Raw genomic sequence first — 18,045 nt, 5'->3', positions numbered from 1 at the left:
CCGTGAACAGACCCGGACCGCGCCCACTCAGGCGCCGCGCCCCGTCTTCTGCTGCAGACGGTCGATGTGCTCGCTCGCCTCGGCCTTCGTCATGTCGGCGGGCAGCTCTTCTCCGGCCTCGCGGGCGAGGGTGTCGAGGTAGCTCTTCTGCGGGCCGGTGATCGGCTCGTCGCCCGTGACCCACTGCTCGGGGTCTTTCGAGGCGGTGTTCGAGGCGTCGGGGCGCTCGCCGCCCAGGGTCTCGCCGGCGGGGGCGCCGCCGCTCGGGGCCTGACCGCCGAGGGTCTCGCCGCCGGGGGTCGTCGTGGTGCTGTCGGCCGTGGTCTCGTCGCCCTCGGGCGCAGCGGGATCGACGGGGGTGATGTCGGGATCGATGTTGGAGTCGCTCATGACGCGACCGTACGCCGTGCCACCGACACCGGCCCGCTCGCGTACCCCGCTCGCTAGACTCGTCGGCGTGTCTGTGAATCCCGAGTTGTCAGGGCGGGTCTTCCCGCCGGCGCCGCCGTACCTGGTGGGCCGAGAGAAAGTGCGCGAATTCGCCCGGGCCACCGGCTCGACGAGTCCGCTGTCGCTCGACGTCGAGGCCGCCCGCGCCGCCGGTCACGCCGACGTCGTGGCACCGCCCACCTTCGCCGTCGTCGTCCAAGAGGCCACGCTGGCCCAGCTGCTCGCCGAGCCCGACGCGGGCATCGACTTCTCGCGGGTGGTGCACGGCGAGCAGAGCTTCTCGCTCTCCCGGCCGATCGTCGCCGGCGACGAGCTGACGGCGACCCTCACGGTCACCGGCGTGAAGACGCTGGGTGGCAACTCGATGGTCACCGCGTCGTCCGACATGGTCGACGCCGACGGCGCTCACGTCGTCACCGCCGTGTCGACGCTCGTCGTCCGCCCCGAAGACGACGGGTCCGACTCGTGAGCGGGCTCGCGGTCGGCCAGGTCGTCGCCGACAAGAGGTACCTCGTCACCCGCGACACCCTGGTGCGGTACGCCGGGGCGTCGGGTGACTTCAACCCGATCCACTACCGCGACGACGTCGCCGCGTCGGTCGGGCTGCCGGGCGTGCTCGCCCACGGCATGCTCACCATGGGCACCGCCGTCCAACCCGTCGTCGAGTGGCTCGAGGGCTCGGGCGATGACGCCGGGGTGCTCGGCTGGGTCAGCGGGTACCAGGTGCGCTTCACGCGACCCGTCGTCGTCGACCCGGTCGTCGGCGCCGAGATCGCCGTCACCGCGACCATCGCCCGCCTCGACGAGGCGGCGGGCACCGCGCGCGTCGACCTCACCGTGACCTACGCCGACAAGACCGTCCTGGGCAAGGCCCAGGTCGTGGTGACGCTGGCGTGACGACCCTCGCCGAGCTCACCACGATGCAGGTGGGCGGCACCCCCGCTCGCCTGGTCGAGGCCACCACCACCGACGAGCTCCTCGCCGCAGTGCGAGACGCGTCGGCCGACGGCGAGCCGTGGTTCGTGCTCGGCGGCGGGTCGAACACCGTCGCCTCCGATCAGCCGTTCGACGGCACGGTCGTCCGTGTCGCGACGCGGGGCGTCGACCGGGTGGCCTCCGACGACGGCCTCGTGCACCTCCGCGTGGCCGCCGGCGAACCGTGGGACGATCTCGTCGCCGCCACCGTCGACCAGGGGCTGTCGGGTCTCGAGGCCCTGAGCGGCATCCCCGGCTCGACCGGGGCGTCGCCGATCCAGAACATCGGCGCCTACGGCCAGGAGGTCGCATCGACCCTGGTCGCCGTCGACTTCCTCGACGACGGATCAGGCGAGTTCGTGCGCATCCCGGCCGCCAATCTCGAGCTCGGCTACCGCACGAGCGTCTTCAAGAAGGGGCGACGCGGTGTCGTCACCGCCGTCGAGTTCGCCCTCGTCGACGAGGGCGGCGTCAGCGAGCAGGTCGCCTATCCGCAGCTCGCCAAGGCCCTCGGGGTCGAGCTCGGCGCCCGGGTGTCCGTCGCCGACGTACGGGCCAGCGTCCTGGCGCTGCGTGCCGCCAAGGGCATGGTGCTCGACGCGACCGACCGCGACACCGCCTCGAGCGGCTCCTTCTTCACGAACCCGATCGTCTCGCGGGCCGTCGCGGCCGAGCTGCCTGCCGACGCTCCGCGATGGCGACTCGAACCCGACGCCGAGCCCCGCGTCGTTCCCCTCGGTGAAGAGCCGGCCGCGCCGCCGCCGGCACGCACGGGGGCGGTCAAGCTCAGCGCCGCCTGGCTGATCGAGAACGCCGGCATCGGTCGCGGCTTCCGCCTCCCGGGCTCCGGAGCCGCCATCTCGTCGAAGCACACGCTGGCGATCACGAACCGGGGCGCGGCGACGGGCGACGAGGTCGTCGAGCTCGCACGGTTCGTCCAGCAGCGGGTGACGGCCGAGTTCGGAGTCGTGCTGCACCCCGAGCCCGTGCTCCTCGGCCTCGCGATCTAGCCCCGCCGGTCGCTCGGCAGGTAGCCCCGCTCGATCGCCAGGGTCACGGCGCGGGTGCGATCGCCGACGCCGAGCTTGCCGAAGACGTGCACCAGGTGCGTCTTGACGGTGGGCTCGCCGATGAACAGCCGTCGGGCGATCTCGGGGTTCGAGCAGCCCGCCGCGACCAGGGTCAGCACCTCGGTCTCGCGGGGGCTGAGCGGGTTGTCGTCTCCGGCGCCCGGGGCGGGCCCTCGGCGGGCCGAACCCACGAGACGCGCGGCCAGCGCCGGCGCCAGGGCGACCTGACCCGCGACGACGGCACGCAGCCCGGCGAGCAGCTCGTCCTCCGGAGACGCCTTCAGCAGATAGCCGCTCGCACCCGCCTCGATCGCCGAGAGAAGGTGGTCGTCGGTCTCGTAGGTGGTCAGCACGACCACGCGCGTGGTCGGTCTCGCCGCCAGCACGGCCTCCGTCGCGGCGACGCCGTCGAGGCCCGGCATGCGGAGGTCCATGACGACCAGATCGGGCTGCAGAGCGGCGGCGAGGGCCACGGCCTCGAGCCCGTCGCTCGCCTGTCCGACGACGTCGAAGTCGTCGGTCGCCCCCAGGAGGGCCGCGACGCCCTGGCGGACGATCGGATGGTCGTCGGCGACCAGCGTCCGGAACACCGTCACGACGGGACTTCCCCGGCGAAGGCGGGCCGAGCGTCGACCGCCGGGGGCGACGTCGGGGCGGCCGCGCCCGCCTCGAGCGGCAGCCCGCACGTGATGGTCGTGCCCGAGGGGCTGCTGGCGATCGAGAACGATCCGCCGGCGAGTGCGATGCGCTCGCGCAGACCGGGCAGCCCGAAGCCGGTGGAGGGCGACTCGGGGTCGAAGCCGCGCCCGTCGTCGGCGACGCTCAGCTCCGCCGTGCCGCGCCGGGCGGAGAGCACGACCCGAGCCGTGGGCGACGCACTGTGCTTGCGGATGTTGGCCAGCGCCTCCTGCACGACCCTGATCAGCACGACCTGCAGGTCGCGCGGCAGGTCGACCGCCTCGACCCGCACCGAGACGTCGACGCCGCTCTCGCGTCGGAACCTCTCGGCGACGCGTTCGACGGCCGCGGCGACGTCGTGACCGGTCAGCCCCGAGGAGGCGGTGGCCGCGACGAGCGTGCGCGCCTCGGTGAGCGCCTCCCGCGCCGCCGACTCGATCGTGGTCAGCCGGTCGAGCGCCCCGTCGACATCGCCCTCGGCGAGCGTGCGACGCGTGCGCTGGGTCAGCATGACGACGCCGGTGAGACTCTGCGCGATGGTGTCGTGGATCTCGCGGGCGAGCCGCTCGCGCTCCGTGCTGCCGCCGATGTCGCGGTTGCGCGCCGCCAGCTCGGCCTGGGCCTCGCGCAGCTCGTCGAGCAGGCGGCCGCGCTCGATCCCGACCCGGGCGATGGTGGTGATCCAGAGGCCGAGCGCGATGCTGAAGACGAGCGAGAGGGCCTCGCTGGTCACCACGGTCGCCAGTGTCTCGGGCGACCAGCCGAGACTGATCACGAAGCCGGTCGAGATCGCCAGGCAGAGTGCGACGTTCGCCGTGATCGCCGAACGGATCGTCGGCATGAGGGTCCACAGGGTCGGCATGAGAAACGCCTGCACGGCGGCGAACCCGGGCGTGGTGGCGACGGCCGCGCCGCCGACCGCGACGACGGCCGAGGCCGCGACGACCGCCGATCGCGACAGCAGCCCGTCGTCGCGGCGGATCACCGGGCGGACGACGGCGACCCAGACGACCACGAGCCCCGCCACGACCGCGAGGGACGCCCCCGTCGGCCGGTCCGACGACGAGCCGAGCACGGCCAGGACGACCACGGTGAGACCCAGGCCCGCGTCCCACCACCGCATCGAGATCGCGGTGCCCGCCGGGGCGGCCTGCTCGGCGTCGCTGCGGCCTCTGTCCATGCCCGTCACGCTAGCGCCCGCCACACCGGCCCGGTCACCCCGGCACCCGTCACGTGTCCTTCCTGATCCAGCGGAAGGTCAGCACCGAGGCCGCGGCGCCGGCCACGAGCCAGACGGCCAGCCAGAGCGCGACCCTCGGGAGGTCCCACGAGCCGCCGGCCTCGGCCGCCGCGAACGTGTCGGGCAGGAACACGCTGCGCATGCCCTGGGCCAGCCATTTCAGCGGGAACACCGACGCCACGCTCTGCAGCCACTCGGGCAGCTGGGTGAAGGGCAGGTACACGCCCGAGATGAACTGCAGCACGAGGGTGATCGGCACGATCACCGCCGTGGCGCTCTTGCCGCTGCGGGGCACCCGCGACAGAGCGATGCCGACGAGCGCCGACGTGGCGATGCCCAGCAGGTACACCCAGGCGAAGGTCGCCCACGACGAGGCGTCGGCGGGCAGCGGTACGCCGAACAGCAGGCGGGCGACGAGCACGAGCAGGGCGACCTGCAGCAGGCTCGTGACGAGCACCTGGCCCAGCTTGCCGACGAAGTACGAGGCGACCGGCAGAGGCGTGCCCGCCAGGCGCTTGAGGGTGCCGTCGCCGCGTTCGAGGGCGATGTCGACCGCGAGATTCTGCACGCCCGACAGCAGGATGCCCGCCGCGATCATGCCGGGCAGGTAGAACGCCGCGGCGCCGACCTCGCTGCCGTCGGCCCGGGTGCCGAACGACCCCGACGCGCTGAAGGCGGTCGAGAAGATCGCCAGCATCACGATCGGGAACAGGAACGTGAAGAACACGGTGTCGCCGGCTCGGAAGTAGGCGCGCACCTCGTAGCGCGTGCGGCTGGCGCCGAGCGCGAGGGTCCTCACGACGTCACCCCCGCCGAGGAGGCGCGGTGTCCGTCGGTCGCGCCCCGCGCCTCCTCGACGCCCCCGGCCTCCTGCTCCGCTCGCGCCACCAGGTCGAGATAGACGTCCTCCAACGACGGCCGGATCACCTCGAGCGACCGGGGCTCGCCGCCGTCGGCGTGCAGGCGGGCGACCAGAGCGCCCGGCTCGGTGGTGCGGACCTCGTGCCGTCCGTCGTCGTCGAGCCAGCTCACCCGGGGCGTGCGCGCCTCCTCGTCGCCGAGCTCGTCCGGTCGCCCGAGGGCGACCAGCCGGCCGCCGGTCACCACGGCGACCCGGTCGCTCAGCTGGGCCGCCTCGTCGAGGTAGTGGGTCGTCAGGACGATGCTCGTGCCGTCGGAGGACAGCGAGCGGATGAGCTGCCAGAACTGACGCCGGGCCTCGGGGTCGAAACCGGTGGTCGGCTCGTCGAGGAACAGCAGCTCGGGTCGGCCGACGACCCCGAGGGCGACGTCGACGCGTCGACGCTGCCCGCCCGACAGCGAGCGGATGCGGGCGTCGGCCTTGTGCTCCAACCCGACGGCCACGAGCACCTCGTCGACGTCGCGGGGCCGGGGGTAGAAGCCCGCGAAGTGCGCGATCTGCTCGCGGACGGTCGCGGTGCCCTGGTCGCCCGAGCTCTGGAGCACGATGCCGAGCCGGGCCTTCCAGTCGAGCCCCCCGTGGCGCGGGTCGACGCCGAGCACCGAGACGTCGCCGCCGGTGCGGTCCCGGTAGCCCTCGAGGATCTCGATGGTGGTCGATTTGCCGGCGCCGTTCGGGCCGAGCAGCCCGAGGGTCTCGCCCGGTTCGACATCGAACGAGACGCCCTGCAGGGCCCTGGTCGCGCCGTAGCTCTTCGTGAGGTCGCGCACACGCACGACGGGTTCTGAGGTCATGTCACCAGAGTGCGCCGTCGACGACCGGCGTACCAGGGTGGATCGGACGACCAGGGGTCGTCCGATCGGACGACCCCTCGTCGCTCGGCGCCGTGCTAGGCGAAGAGGCGCTGCAGGCGTCGGACGCCCTCGAGCAGCTCGTCGTCGCCGAGCGCGTACGACAGCCGCAGGTAGCCGCTCGGCCCGAACGCCTCGCCGGGCACCACGGCGACGTCGGCCTGCTCGAGGATGAGGTCCGCGAGCTCGAGCGAGGTGGTGGGCGTGACGCCGTTCCACTCGCGGCCGAGCAGACCGGTGACGTCGGGATAGACGTAGAAGGCGCCCTCGGGGGTCGGGGTGACGACGCCCTCGATGGCGTTCAGCTCGCGCACGATCGTCGCGCGACGGGCGTCGAAGGAGGCGCGCATCGCCTCGACCGCGTTCTGGGAGCCGGTCAGCGCGGCGATCGCGGCGCGCTGAGACACGTTCGACACGTTCGAGGTCAGGTGCGACTGCAGATTCGCGGCACCGGCGATCACGTCGGTCGGGCCGATCATCCAGCCGACCCGCCAGCCGGTCATGGCATAGGTCTTCGCGACGCCGTTGACGAGGATCGTCTGGTCGGCCAGCTCGGGGACGGCCTGCGTGATCGAGGTCGCGACGACCCCGTCGTAGGTGAGGTTCTGGTAGATCTCGTCGGTGACGACCCAGACGCCGTGCTCGAGGGCCCAGCGGCCGACGGCCTCGACCTCGGCGGGGGAGTAGACGGCCCCCGTGGGGTTCGACGGCGAGCAGAACAGCAGCACCTTGGTCTGCTCGGTGCGGGCGGCCTCGAGCTGGTCGACGGTCACCTTGTAGCCCTGGTCGGCCCCCGCGAAGACCTCGACCGCCACGCCGCCGGCGAGGGCGATGGCCTCGGGGTAGGTCGTCCAGTACGGGGCCGGCAGCAGGACCTCGTCGCCGTCGTCGAGAAGCGCTTGGAACGCCTGGTAGACGGCCTGCTTGCCGCCGTTGGTGACGATCACCTGCGAGGTCGTGACCGTCGTGCCGCTGTCGCGGAGCGTCTTGGCGACGATTGCCTCGCGCAGCTCGGTCAGACCGGCGGCCGCCGAGTACCGGTGGTTGCGGGGGTCGCGAACCGCAGCCGCCGCCGCCTCGACGATGTGGTCGGGGGTGGCGAAGTCGGGCTCGCCCGGACCGTAGCTGATGATCGGACGCCCTGCGGCGACGAGGGACTTCGCCTTGGCGTCGACCTTCAGGGTCGCGGACTCGGCGATGGAGGCGATGCGGGACGAGAGGCGGCGCGCTGGCGTGGTCACGCCCGCCAGCCTAGCCCGCGGCCTCGGCTTTACACCGGCCCGGGCGGTCGCCTACACTTGTCGAGGCGGTCGATGATCGCCAAGCTTTTGCGCGCCTCACGGCGTCGCTCACCGCCGTTGTTCAGGTGGTGGGGGCTTGGCATCGACACCGAAGGGCGGTGGCTCAATTGGTAGAGCAGCGGTCTCCAAAACCGCAGGTTGCAGGTTCGAGTCCTGTCCGCCCTGCAGCCCGGTCGGGCCGTCGCGACTGATCCAGCAGGTTTCAGCGCGACGGTCCGAATCACGGACACAGGCCTGCGGGCCGAGCTCGGAAGGTACCCACAGTGGCGAGAAAAGACGTTGACGTTCCCAGCGAGGACGTCGTCGACAAGGCGAAGAAAGACACCGCGGCACGTCGCGGTCCCTTCGCCCGGATCGCCCTGTTCATCCGGCAGGTGATCAACGAGCTCAAGAAGGTCGTCACCCCGACCCGCAAAGAGCTGTTCAGCTACACGGGCGTCGTGCTCGTCTTCGTCGTCATCATGATGGCGCTGGTCAGCGGTCTCGACACGGTGTTCGGCATCGTCGTCGGCTACGTCTTCGGCAACGGCCCCACCGGCAGCTGAGTCCGGCGTCGCTCCTGACGCCACACGCGATCCGGCCCCGCCCGACGGCCAGCCGATCCGAACCCCACGAACGGAAGTAGAACCCTTTGCCTGACAACGAGCGCGACGACATCGATCTCGCCACCGCTGCGGAGCAGTCCTCCGAGGTCGAAGAGGCCCAAGAGGGCGGCACGCTGGCCGCTGACGAGGACTCCGTCGAGCCCGCCGAGAGCGAGGCCATCACGGTCGTCGACGACGGCGAGGCCGGCACCGACAGCACCGACGACCTCGATGGTCTGCTCGACACGCTGGCCGAGGCCCGCGACCCCGAGGCCGACGCCATCGTCGACGACGCTCTCGACATCGACGACGCCGCCGAGGCGGAGGCCGCCGTCGAGGCGACCGACGATGAGGCCGAGACCGAGGCCGAAGACGCCGCGGTCGAGTCCGACACCGTGGTCACCGCCGACGCCGACGTCGAGATCGACTCCTCGTCCGACGACGTGGTCGTCGCCGAGGCCGAGCAGTCCGTCCAGGACGCCGACGCGCAGGCCGCGTTCGGCGACGAGGTGCTCGACGGCGACGACGTCGCCACCGACGACGAGGCCGAGCCCGTCGAGGTCGACCCCTATGAGGAGTTCCGCTCCGAGCTGCGCGGCAAGCCCGGCAAGTGGTACGTCATCCACAGCTACGCCGGCTTCGAGCGCCGCGTGAAGCAGAACATCGAGAACCGCATGGTCTCCATGACCATGGAGGACTACATCTACCAGGTCGAGGTCCCCATGGAGGACGTCGTCGAGATCAAGAACGGGCAGCGCAAGCTGGTCACCCGTGTGCGGATCCCCGGCTACGTGCTGGTGCGCATCGATCTCAACGAAGACAGCTGGTCGGTCGTCCGCCACACCCCCGGTGTCACCGGCTTCGTGGGCAACGCCCACAACCCGACGCCGCTGCGTTTCGAGGAGGCCTTCAACATGCTGAAGAGCCTCGTGCAGATCGACACGACCCCGGCACCCGTCAAGGGCGGCGCCAAGGGCGGCAAGCAGGCCCAGCGCGTCATCCCCGCCGAGGTCGATTTCGAGATCGGCGAGACGATCACGATCAAAGAGGGGTCGTTCGCCGGTCTTCCCGGTACGATCAACGAGATCAAACCCGAGAGCGGCAAGCTCACGGTGCTCGTCTCGCTCTTCGAGCGTGAGACACCGGTCGAGCTGAGCTTCGACCAGGTCACCAAGCTCTAACACCTCCGTGACGTGGTGCGCCTCCGGGCGGACCACCCCACGCCGACAGATCACCGGAGTCCGCCAGCGGGCCACCGGGAGAGCGGACTGCGACCGCAGCCGGCTCGACACCCACAAGAAGGAAAAGAAGAATGGCACCGAAAAAGAAGGTCACGGGTCTGATCAAGCTTCAGATCAACGCCGGCGCCGCGAACCCCGCCCCGCCCATCGGCCCGGCCCTGGGTCAGCACGGCGTGAACATCATGGAGTTCTGCAAGGCGTACAACGCCGCGACCGAGTCGCAGCGCGGCAACGTCGTCCCGGTCGAGATCACCGTGTACGAAGACCGTTCGTTCACGTTCATCCTGAAGACCCCGCCCGCGGCGGAGCTCATCAAGAAGGCGGCCGGCGTCGCCAAGGGATCCGGCACCCCGCACACCGACAAGGTCGGCAAGCTGACCATGGACCAGGTCCGCGAGATCGCCACCACCAAGCAGGCCGACCTGAACGCCAACGACATCGACGCCGCGGCGAAGATCATCGCCGGCACCGCCCGTTCCATGGGCATCACGGTGGACGCGTAAGCACACGCCCCCGGGCACCCCACCACCCCAGACATCCGTGGGAGAGCCGGCCAGGCTCGTAACCACACTCTCGAAATCAGGAGATTTCCGCATGGCTCAGAAGTCCAAGGCGTACCGCGCCGCTGCCGAGAAGATCGAGGCAGGCAAGTTCTACAGCACCAGCGAGGCCGTCGCCGTCGCTCGCGAGACCGGTTCGAAGAAGTTCGACTCGACCGTCGAGGTCGCGCTCAAGCTCGGCGTCGACCCCCGCAAGGCGGACCAGATGGTCCGTGGCACGGTCATCCTGCCGCACGGCACGGGTAAGACCGCCCGCGTCATCGTCTTCGCGACCGGTGCGGCAGCCGAGGCGGCTCTCGCCGCCGGCGCCGACGAGGTCGGTGGCGACGAGCTCATCGAGAAGGTCGCCGGCGGTTACACGTCGTTCGACTCCGCGGTCTCGACCCCCGAGCTCATGGGCAAGGTCGGCCGTCTCGGTAAGGTCCTCGGCCCGCGCGGTCTGATGCCCAACCCGAAGACCGGCACCGTGACGCCGAACGTGGCTCAGGCCGTCAACGACATCAAGGGCGGAAAGATCGAGTTCCGTGTCGACAAGCACTCCAACGTGCACTTCGTCATCGGCAAGGCCGGCTTCTCGGAAGAGCAGCTGAACACCAACCTCGACGCCGCGCTCGACGAGGTCGTCCGCCTCAAGCCGTCGTCCTCGAAGGGCCGTTACATCACCAAGGGCACGCTGTCGACCACCTTCGGTCCCGGCATCCCCCTCGACATCAACGTCTTCTAGGCTTCAGCCTCGATCACACCGATCGTCACGACAGGCCGTCCCGCTCTCGAGCGGGGCGGCCTTCGTCGTCCCCTGGCACGATGGCCGGGTGACCGTCTCCATCCGCCTCGCCGCCGCTCCCGACGTCCGACCGCTCGCGCACGTCGCAGCCGTCACGTTCCCTCTGGCCTGCCCACCCGGCACGCCCCTCGTCGAGATCGCCCGGTTCGTCACCACCACCCTCAGCGCCGAGCGGTTCGCCGAGTACCTGGACGACCCCGCGCGGACCCTCCTCGTCGCCGTCGACGAGGAGATCGCAGATGTCGTCGGCTACGCGATGCTGATCGATGGCGAGCCGTCCGACGCCGACGTCGCCTCAGCCGTGACGGCCCGGCCCACGGTCGAGCTGAGCAAGTTCTACGTGATGCCCGACCGGCACGGGCAGGGCGTGGCGGCGCGCATGATGGCCGCGGTCTTCGAGGCCGCCGCCACCGATGGCGCCGAGTCCGTCTGGCTCGGCGTCAACGGCGAGAACGTGCGCGCTCAGGCGTTCTACGCCGGGCGGGGCTTCGAGACCGTGGGTGCGAGGCGCTTCGTCGTGGGCGGTCGCGAGCACGACGACCTCGTGCTCGAGTGCGCCGTCTGACACGCTGCCGGCAGCAGGGTCACTCGTCGCCGACGCGCAGCACCAGCTTGCCGCGGGTGTGCCCCTGGGCGAGCCTCCGCTGGGCGTCCGCCGCGTCAGCGAGGTCGTAGACGTCGTCGATGTACACCCGGACGTCGCCCGAGTCGAGGAGGCGCGTGACGACGGCCAGGGTCGCCGCGTCGGGGGTCACCGCGAAGCCCGTCGAGCGGACGCCCGCCTCGGTCGCCAGCTCGGCGACGGCGGGCCAGGTCGACGGCGACGCGTGCACGAGCAGCCCGCCCGGTCGGAGAACCGGGAGCGATCGTCTGGCGACGTCGACGTCGTCGAGGAGGTCGACCACGACGTCGATGTCCCGCACCGTGCGGTCGAACTCCGAGACGGAGTAGTCGACGACCTCGGCCGCTCCGAGTTCGCGGAGCCAGCCCGAGTTCCGACTCGAACCCGTCGCCACGACGTGCGCCCCGAAGTACGAGGCGAACTGCACGGCGAAGTGCCCGACCCCGCCCGCGCCCGCGTGGACGAGGATGCGCTGGCCCTCGTGGGCCTTGGCGAGGTCGACGACGAGGCCCCAGGCGGTCAGGGCCGCGAGCGGCACACCCGCCGCCTCGACATGCGAGAGCGCGGGGGGTTTGCGGGTGACCGACTGCGCGGGCACGCTGACGTAGGGGGCGTAGCTGCCGCCTCCTCGGGGGAACGCGGTCATGCCGTAGACGGCGTCGCCGACCCGGAGGGGATGGGCCGCGTACGGCGTCTCGACGACGACCCCGCTGAAGTCGCGCCCGGGTACGACGGGGAACGCGGTGGGGGCGACGCCGTCCCCGAGACCCTCGCGCGCCTCCTCGTCGCAGCGGTTGACCCCGGCCGCCACGACCTCGATCAGCACCTCGCTGCCGATCCGTCGGGGCCGGGGGACGTCTCGGGCGACGATCCGATCGGCACCGCCCGTCTCGTCGATCACCATCGCGCGCATCGTCGTCGCCATCGTCGTCGTCATCGCTCTCCCTCGGACCCCTGGGCGCGGTGCACGTCAGGTGCACGGCCGGCCTTCGCGGGTCCTCCCCAGTAAAGGGCGACCGTGAGTCGGACGTGTTTCGACGGTGTCACTGCTCGGAGAAGTCTCGACGGGGCGAGCGGAGCAGCAACGCGCGGCCCGGCCGCGGAGTCAGCGCAGCGGGTCGTACGGCGGGGGCTCGTACGCGCGGCGACCGAGCGCGAAGGGGTCGACGGGCGCCTGCCGCGCGAGGGTGTCGAGCACGTGGTCGGCGAGCGTGACGAGGCGGTGGATCTCGTCGTCGTCGCGGTCGACCCAGCGGCTGAGGGGCACCTCGTCGACGGGCACGAAGTCGAGGTGCTGCTCCCAGACGACGAGGGTGCGCTCGGCGCCGAGCACGTACTGCTGCCAGAACACCTGACGCAGGTACGTGCGCGGGATGCTCGTCCACGCCTTCTTGGTCGTCTTGATCTCGCAGAGCTCGACCCGGCCGTCGGGCCGGACGGCGACACCGTCGGGGGTCGCGAGGTGGCGGCGCTGGTCGGCGGCGTGGAACAGCTTCGAGCTGGGCTCGATGCCGTGCTCGCGCAGCACCCAGCGGGCGATCTCGGGCTCGCGCGCACGACCGTGATCGGTGTAGGCGTTGCCGCCGAAGCCGTTGCCGTACATCTTGTCGAGCACGACCGCCTGCACGGCCTTCGCGCTCGACAGGCGGGCCACGTCCGTGGCCGTGATGCCCTGGCTGCGGGCCCGGAGCCAGGCGATGCGGTCGGTCGAGTCGGCCAGCACGCGGGTCTCGTGGGCGGGGAGGCGGAGTCGCCGAGGAGGCGCGGGCTCGGTCTCGTCGTCGTCCCACAGGGAGAGCATGGGCTGGACGACGGTCATGCCTCCATTGTCGCTCGTCGAGGCGGCTCGATCGAACCGGCGGAGACCGTGTCGGCCGGACTCGGCCGGAGTCGGGGCGTGTCGCACGGAGCGGGCGCCTGCCTCGTGCGTCAGACCGCGGCGGCGAGCTCGTCGATGGCGGCGGGGGAGAGGGCGTGGTGGATCGCGAGCATGCTCGCCCCGATCATCGCCGCCCGGTCGCCCGACCGGGACTGCACGATGCTGAGGTGCTCGGTGGCGAGGGGCATCGACCGCGTGTACACGATCTCGCGCACCCCGGCGATGAGGTGCTCGCCCGCCTGGGCCATCGAGCCGCCGATGGCGATGACCGACGGGTTGATGACGTTGACGCAGGCGGTCAGGACCTCGCCGAGATCGCGACCGGCCTGACGGACGGCCTGGATCGCCTCGATGTCGCCTCGACGGACGAGATCGATGACCTCGCGACCGCCGGCCACGTCGCGGCCCGAGGCGCGCAGCGCGCGGGCGATGGCGGGCCCCGAGGCGACGGCCTCGAGGCAGCCCACGTTGCCGCAGTGGCAGGCGATGCCCGCGCCGCGGGGGATCTGCACGTGCCCGATGTCACCGGCGATCCCCTGCGCGCCGCGCTGCAGGCGACCGCCCGAGATGATGCCCGAGCCGATGCCGGTGGCGACCTTGACGAAGAGGAAGTGGTCGGTGTCGGGGAACGCGTGACCGCGCTCGCCGAGGGCCATGATGTTGACGTCGTTGTCGACGAGCACGGGCACGTCGAGGTGACGCCGCATCCAGCCGGGCACGTCGAAGCCGTCCCAGCCGGGCATGATCGGCGGGTTCACGGGGCGGCCCGTGCCGAACTGGACGGGGCCGGGCAGGCCGATGCCCACGCCGATCAGGTCGTCCCGACTGCGGCTGAAGCCCGAGAGGAGCGTGTCGGCCGCGGTGAGGAGGGCCGTCAACCCGGCCACCGGGCCGTCGGCGATGTCGATCTCGGTACGCAGCACGGCGAGCTCGTCGCCCATCAGATCCGTCAGGGCGACGTTCAGATGCCCCGCCCCGAAGTCGGCGCCGAGCACCACCCTGGCCGACGGGACGAGGGCGACCCGCGACGGCGGGCGACCCCCCGTGGAGACCGCGTCGGCGAAGGGGCCGACGAGACCGAGCTCGATGAGCGCGTCGAGTCGCAGGCCGATCGTCGAGCGGGCCAGCCCCGTCATGGTCGCGAGCTCGGCGCGAGTCCGCGGCCGACCGTCGCGGAGCAGCTGGAAGAGCTCGCTCGCGCCGGCGCTCCCCAGCGCCGACGACCGGGTCGTGTCGGACATGTGAGCAGTAAAGCACAGGCGGAGATGACGATCGAGACAAGCTCGTCGATTCACGACGACTTTTGCTTGCGCGTCGACAGAAGCGGTCCTATGGTGAGTCTCGATCACCGGCGATCGACTCCCGAACGGGGGTGGTTCCGTCGGTGCCGCCACCACTCGAAGAGGAGTCCATCAGGTGACATCACCGATCTCGGTCCAGCTCTACACCGTCAGGGACGCCATCGCGGCGGACCTGCCCGGCACCCTCCAGCGCCTCGCCGACATCGGCTACACGCAGGTCGAGCCGTGGGGGTTCGTCGAACGGGTCGACGAGTACGCGGAGGCCCTCCCGGCCGCCGGCCTCACCGCGCCGAGCGCCCACGCCAAGCTCGTCGGACAGGACCTCCAGCCGATCTTCGAGGCCGCGGTGCGCCTGGGCGTCTCGACGGTCATCGACCCGCACATCGACGAGACGCGCTGGATCACCCGCGAAGACGTCGAGGCCGTCGCCGCCGAGCTGGGCGAGGTCGCCGAGGCGGCGCGTGCGCACGGTCTCACCGTGGGGTACCACAACCACGCGTTCGAGCTCGAGAACCTCATCGACGGCACCCCGGCCCTCGAGGTCTTCGCGGCGGCGCTGCCCGCCGACGTCGTGCTCGAGATCGACACCTACTGGGTGGAGGTCGGGGGCGTGGACGCCGCCGAGCTGCTCGCCCGCCTGGGCGACCGCGTGCGGTTCCTGCACATCAAGGACGGTCCGAAGACGAAGGACGACACCGAGCAGGTCGCCGTCGGCCGGGGCACGATGCCCGTCCGCGACATCCTGCGCGCCGCACCGCAGGCGCTCGCCGTCGTCGAGCTCGACGATCACAACGGCGACGTCTTCACGGCGCTCGAGCAGAGCCACTCGTTCCTGGACGGGGTGCGCGCATGACCGACACGACCACGGCCTCCGCGACCACCGCCTCCTCGGGGGGCCCCTCCGCCGTGGCGAAGACCGGGCCCGTCGGAGTCGGCGTCATCGGCGCCGGCGTCATCAGCGACCAGTACCTCGGCAACCTGACGCGGTTCCCCGATCTGAAGGTGCTGTTCATCGCCGACATCGACGAGGCGCGCGCCGCGGCGCAGGCCGAGAAGTGGGGCGTCCCGGCCAGCGGTTCGGTCGACGACCTGCTCGCCGTCGACGACGTCGAGATCGTCGTCAACCTGACCATCCCGGCCGCTCACGTGGAGGTGGCCCTCAAGGCCGTGGCCGCCGGCAAGCACGTCTGGGGCGAGAAGCCCTACGCGCTCGACCGCGAGAGCGGGGCGCGACTGCTCGCCGCGGCGAAGGAGGCCGGCGTGCGGGTGGCCGTGGCCCCCGACACGTTCCTCGGCGCCGGGCTCCAGACGGGTCTCCGCGTCGTCCGCCGCGGCGACATCGGCACGCCTCTCACCGGGCTGGCGCTGTTCCAGGTGCCCGGCCCCGAGTCGTGGCACCCGAGCCCCGAGTTCCTGTTCGCCTACGGCGCCGGGCCGATGTTCGACGTCGGGCCGTACTACCTCACGACGCTCGTGCAGGTCTTCGGCCCGGTCGCGAAGGTCACGGCGACGTCGTCGAAGGCGCGCGACACCCGCACGATCGGCTCGGGCCCCAAGGCGGGGACGGTGTTCCCCGTCGAGGTGCCGACGCACATCAGCGCGCTGCTCGAGTTCGAGAGCGGCGCGAGCGCGCAGGCGGTCTTCAGCTTCGACTCGAAGCTGGCCCGTGCGGGCTTCGTCGAGATCGCCGGCACGGAGGGCACGGCCGTGTTCCCCGACCCGAACGAGTTCGAGGGCGACACGCTCGTGCACACCGGCGCCGACGAGCCGACGGTCGTGCCGTCGAGCGGATCGACCTTCACCCGCGGCACCGGCGTCGCCGAGCTGGCGCAGGCCATCCGCGGCGGTCGGCGCGAGCGGGTGCCCGGCGAGCTCGCGTTCCACGTGCTCGACGTCATGGTCTCGCTCGCCGAGTCGGCCGATCGCCACGAAGGCGTCGTCGTCGACTCGACCCTCGAACCGACACCCGAGCTGCCGGAGGACTGGGACCCTTCGGTCGCGACCCTCGGCTGAACCGCCACCGACGCCCGGCCCCGGGCGCCCCTCGACGACGAGACCGGCACCCGGGGCCCCGGGCCGCAGCACCCCCGCCCCACCCCACAGACCGCACCACCGACGCACAGCACCAGAGACACAGCACCAGAGACACAGCACCACCAGCACCTTCCCTACTCGAAGAAGAGAAATCTCGAAGATGAGACACCAGGAGAAGTCATGACGAACAAGACCCGTTGGATCGCAGCACTGGCCGTAGGAGTCGTGGCCGCAGGGTCGATGACCGCCTGCTCCGCCTCAGGCGGCGACGGCGACAGCAAGACGATCACGTACTGGGCCAGCAACCAGGCCCCCACGGTCGAGAAGGACGCGGAGATCCTCCAGGAGTCCATCGACCGCTACACGGAGGAGACCGGGGTCGAGGTCGAGCTCGAGGTCATCCCGTGGTCCGACCTCTACAACCGCATCCTCACCGCCGTGTCGAGCGGCGAGGGCCCCGACGTGCTGAACATCGGCAACACATGGGCGGTGTCGCTGCAGTCGAGCGGCGCGTTCGTCCCGTGGGAGGGCGACCCGCTCGAGGCCGTCGGCGGGCAGGACCGCTTCGTGCAGTCCAGCTTCGCGACCGGTGGCGCCGAGGGGCAGGCTCCGACGTCGGTGCCGCTCTACGGTCTCTCGTACTCGCTGTACTACAACACGGCCATGTTCGAGGCGGCCGGCATCACCGACCCGCCCGCCACGTGGGACGAGTTCGTCGAGGATGCCAAGAAGCTGACGATCGACACCGACGGCGACGGCGAGATCGACCAGTGGGGCGTGACCATGGCGGGCTCGAGCATCTCGAACAACTCGCACCAGGCGTTCGTCCGGGGTCTGCAGAACGGCGGGGCCCTGTACGACGACAGCGGCGAGCCCGACTTCGCGAACGACGGCGTCGTCGCCGGCGTCAAGCAGTGGGTCGACCTCATGGCCGTCGACAAGGTCGTCTCGCCCTCCGACGCCGAGAGCGTCAACGGCTCCGACATGGCGGCGACCTTCGCCGACGGTCAGGCCGCGATGTTCTTCGACCAGGCACCCGACGCGAACCTCGCCGCCCGTGACTTCACGGACTACGCCGCGGCACCGGTGCCGATGGAGAGCGCCGACGCGACGGGTCTGCTCGGCACGCAGAGCCACGTCGCCGGCATCAACGTCAGCGTCTTCGACAACTCGGATAACAAGGATGCGGCGATCGACTTCGTCAAGCACCTCACGAGCGACGAGGAGCAGGTCTACCTGAACCAGTCGTTCAGCTCGCTGCCCGTCGTCACCAGCGCGTACGACGACCCGGCGTTCCAGTCGGAGACCATCAAGCTGAAGCAGGTCACGCTCGCCGACCACGCCCAGCCGATGCCCCTCTTCCCCTCGGAGGGACAGATGGAGACCCTGGTCGGCACCGCCGTCAAGGGACTCCTCGCCACCGCTGCCCAGGGCGGTTCCGTCAGCGAGGACGACGTGAAGTCGGCCCTCGAGGACGCGAACAGCCAGATGAGCTCGGGTCAGTAGCCCGTCCCACCGCTGCAGGTCGGGGCGGCCGGTCGATCGACGACCGG

At 71.2% G+C, this 18,045-nt stretch carries 20 protein-coding genes and 1 tRNA gene; 12 read left to right on the top strand and 9 right to left on the bottom strand.

Annotated features, from left to right (window positions below):
• Positions 1 to 27: 27 nt before the first annotated feature.
• Positions 28 to 237, bottom strand: a complete 210-nt coding sequence (locus SOM13_RS08910) for a DUF3072 domain-containing protein (RefSeq protein WP_192059271.1) — start codon at positions 235 to 237, stop codon at positions 28 to 30.
• Positions 238 to 457: 220 nt separating this feature from the next.
• Here SOM13_RS08910 and SOM13_RS08905 point away from each other — a divergent pair, with 220 nt between their 5' ends.
• The 3 genes from SOM13_RS08905 to SOM13_RS08895 are packed head-to-tail and all read left to right on the top strand — an operon-like array spanning position 458 to position 2,435.
• Entirely contained in the window at positions 458 to 919 is a 462-nt protein-coding gene (locus SOM13_RS08905; protein ID WP_192058784.1) for an FAS1-like dehydratase domain-containing protein, read from the top strand.
• On the top strand, positions 916 to 1,347 hold the full coding sequence (locus tag SOM13_RS08900; RefSeq protein ID WP_320479477.1) for a MaoC/PaaZ C-terminal domain-containing protein: 432 nt from the start codon (positions 916 to 918) through the stop codon (positions 1,345 to 1,347). Before SOM13_RS08905 ends, SOM13_RS08900 begins: the two co-directional genes overlap by 4 nt.
• Entirely contained in the window at positions 1,344 to 2,435 is a 1,092-nt protein-coding gene (locus tag SOM13_RS08895) for a UDP-N-acetylmuramate dehydrogenase (RefSeq protein ID WP_320477838.1), read from the top strand. The genes SOM13_RS08900 and SOM13_RS08895 overlap by 4 nt, the downstream gene beginning before the upstream one ends.
• Here the strand turns inward: SOM13_RS08895 and SOM13_RS08890 are convergent.
• The 5 genes from SOM13_RS08890 to SOM13_RS08870 form a co-directional block, all read right to left on the bottom strand.
• Entirely contained in the window at positions 2,432 to 3,085 is a 654-nt protein-coding gene (locus tag SOM13_RS08890; RefSeq protein ID WP_320479506.1) for a response regulator transcription factor, read from the bottom strand. The two genes, SOM13_RS08895 and SOM13_RS08890, sit on opposite strands and share 4 nt — an antisense overlap.
• 2 nt (positions 3,086 to 3,087) lie before the next feature.
• Complete coding sequence (locus SOM13_RS08885; protein WP_320479476.1) at positions 3,088 to 4,353, bottom strand: sensor histidine kinase; 1,266 nt, start codon at positions 4,351 to 4,353, stop codon at positions 3,088 to 3,090.
• Between the two features lie 49 nt (positions 4,354 to 4,402).
• A complete protein-coding gene (locus SOM13_RS08880) occupies positions 4,403 to 5,212 on the bottom strand; it encodes an ABC transporter permease (protein ID WP_320479475.1) in 810 nt (269 codons plus the stop codon).
• The gene (locus SOM13_RS08875) at positions 5,209 to 6,129 is read right to left on the bottom strand and encodes an ABC transporter ATP-binding protein (RefSeq protein ID WP_320479474.1); all 921 of its coding nucleotides are present in this window, start codon (positions 6,127 to 6,129) and stop codon (positions 5,209 to 5,211) included. Before SOM13_RS08875 ends, SOM13_RS08880 begins: the two co-directional genes overlap by 4 nt.
• A 95-nt stretch (positions 6,130 to 6,224) precedes the next feature.
• Positions 6,225 to 7,427 (bottom strand): pyridoxal phosphate-dependent aminotransferase, encoded by a 1,203-nt coding sequence (locus SOM13_RS08870; RefSeq protein ID WP_320479473.1) that lies wholly within the window; start codon positions 7,425 to 7,427, stop codon positions 6,225 to 6,227.
• A 152-nt stretch (positions 7,428 to 7,579) separates the two neighbouring features.
• Between SOM13_RS08870 and SOM13_RS08865 the strand changes: the two genes are divergently transcribed.
• The 6 genes from SOM13_RS08865 to SOM13_RS08840 all read left to right on the top strand — a co-directional run bounded on the left by SOM13_RS08865 (position 7,580) and on the right by SOM13_RS08840 (position 11,221).
• Positions 7,580 to 7,652 (top strand) — tRNA-Trp (locus SOM13_RS08865).
• A 98-nt stretch (positions 7,653 to 7,750) separates the two neighbouring features.
• Entirely contained in the window at positions 7,751 to 8,032 is a 282-nt protein-coding gene (secE, locus tag SOM13_RS08860; RefSeq protein WP_055795792.1) for a preprotein translocase subunit SecE, read from the top strand.
• An 86-nt stretch (positions 8,033 to 8,118) separates the two neighbouring features.
• Positions 8,119 to 9,252, top strand: coding sequence for a transcription termination/antitermination protein NusG (gene nusG / locus SOM13_RS08855; protein WP_243214577.1), 1,134 nt, complete (start codon positions 8,119 to 8,121; stop codon positions 9,250 to 9,252).
• Positions 9,253 to 9,383: 131 nt separating this feature from the next.
• Complete coding sequence (gene rplK / locus SOM13_RS08850; RefSeq protein WP_055795796.1) at positions 9,384 to 9,815, top strand: 50S ribosomal protein L11; 432 nt, start codon at positions 9,384 to 9,386, stop codon at positions 9,813 to 9,815.
• Positions 9,816 to 9,906: 91 nt separating this feature from the next.
• Positions 9,907 to 10,596: a 50S ribosomal protein L1 gene (gene rplA / locus SOM13_RS08845; RefSeq protein ID WP_055795799.1), complete on the top strand. Its 690-nt coding sequence runs from the start codon at positions 9,907 to 9,909 to the stop codon at positions 10,594 to 10,596.
• Between the two features lie 88 nt (positions 10,597 to 10,684).
• Entirely contained in the window at positions 10,685 to 11,221 is a 537-nt protein-coding gene (locus SOM13_RS08840; protein ID WP_320479472.1) for a GNAT family N-acetyltransferase, read from the top strand.
• A gap of 19 nt (positions 11,222 to 11,240) precedes the next feature.
• On the opposite strand, the gene SOM13_RS08835 is transcribed toward SOM13_RS08840, so the two are convergent.
• From SOM13_RS08835 to SOM13_RS08825, 3 genes are all read right to left on the bottom strand, one after another.
• Complete coding sequence (locus tag SOM13_RS08835; RefSeq protein WP_243214575.1) at positions 11,241 to 12,215, bottom strand: NADP-dependent oxidoreductase; 975 nt, start codon at positions 12,213 to 12,215, stop codon at positions 11,241 to 11,243.
• A gap of 168 nt (positions 12,216 to 12,383) precedes the next feature.
• On the bottom strand, positions 12,384 to 13,097 hold the full coding sequence (locus SOM13_RS08830) for a YqaJ viral recombinase family protein (protein WP_243214574.1): 714 nt from the start codon (positions 13,095 to 13,097) through the stop codon (positions 12,384 to 12,386).
• Positions 13,098 to 13,207: 110 nt separating this feature from the next.
• Positions 13,208 to 14,398 (bottom strand): ROK family transcriptional regulator, encoded by a 1,191-nt coding sequence (locus SOM13_RS08825; protein WP_243214572.1) that lies wholly within the window; start codon positions 14,396 to 14,398, stop codon positions 13,208 to 13,210.
• A gap of 175 nt (positions 14,399 to 14,573) precedes the next feature.
• Here SOM13_RS08825 and SOM13_RS08820 point away from each other — a divergent pair, with 175 nt between their 5' ends.
• From SOM13_RS08820 to SOM13_RS08810, 3 genes are all read left to right on the top strand, one after another.
• Complete coding sequence (locus SOM13_RS08820) at positions 14,574 to 15,311, top strand: sugar phosphate isomerase/epimerase family protein (RefSeq protein ID WP_192058766.1); 738 nt, start codon at positions 14,574 to 14,576, stop codon at positions 15,309 to 15,311.
• Complete coding sequence (locus SOM13_RS08815; RefSeq protein ID WP_320479471.1) at positions 15,308 to 16,471, top strand: Gfo/Idh/MocA family oxidoreductase; 1,164 nt, start codon at positions 15,308 to 15,310, stop codon at positions 16,469 to 16,471. The genes SOM13_RS08820 and SOM13_RS08815 overlap by 4 nt, the downstream gene beginning before the upstream one ends.
• Positions 16,472 to 16,672: 201 nt before the next feature.
• Positions 16,673 to 17,998, top strand: a complete 1,326-nt coding sequence (locus tag SOM13_RS08810) for an ABC transporter substrate-binding protein (RefSeq protein WP_192058762.1) — start codon at positions 16,673 to 16,675, stop codon at positions 17,996 to 17,998.
• Positions 17,999 to 18,045: the final 47 nt, after the last annotated feature.

It is taken from the genome of Frigoribacterium sp. CFBP9030 (assembly GCF_034045195.1).
Classification (GTDB): Bacteria; Actinomycetota; Actinomycetes; order Actinomycetales; family Microbacteriaceae; genus Frigoribacterium.
This window is presented reverse-complemented; position numbering and strand designations above follow the sequence as displayed.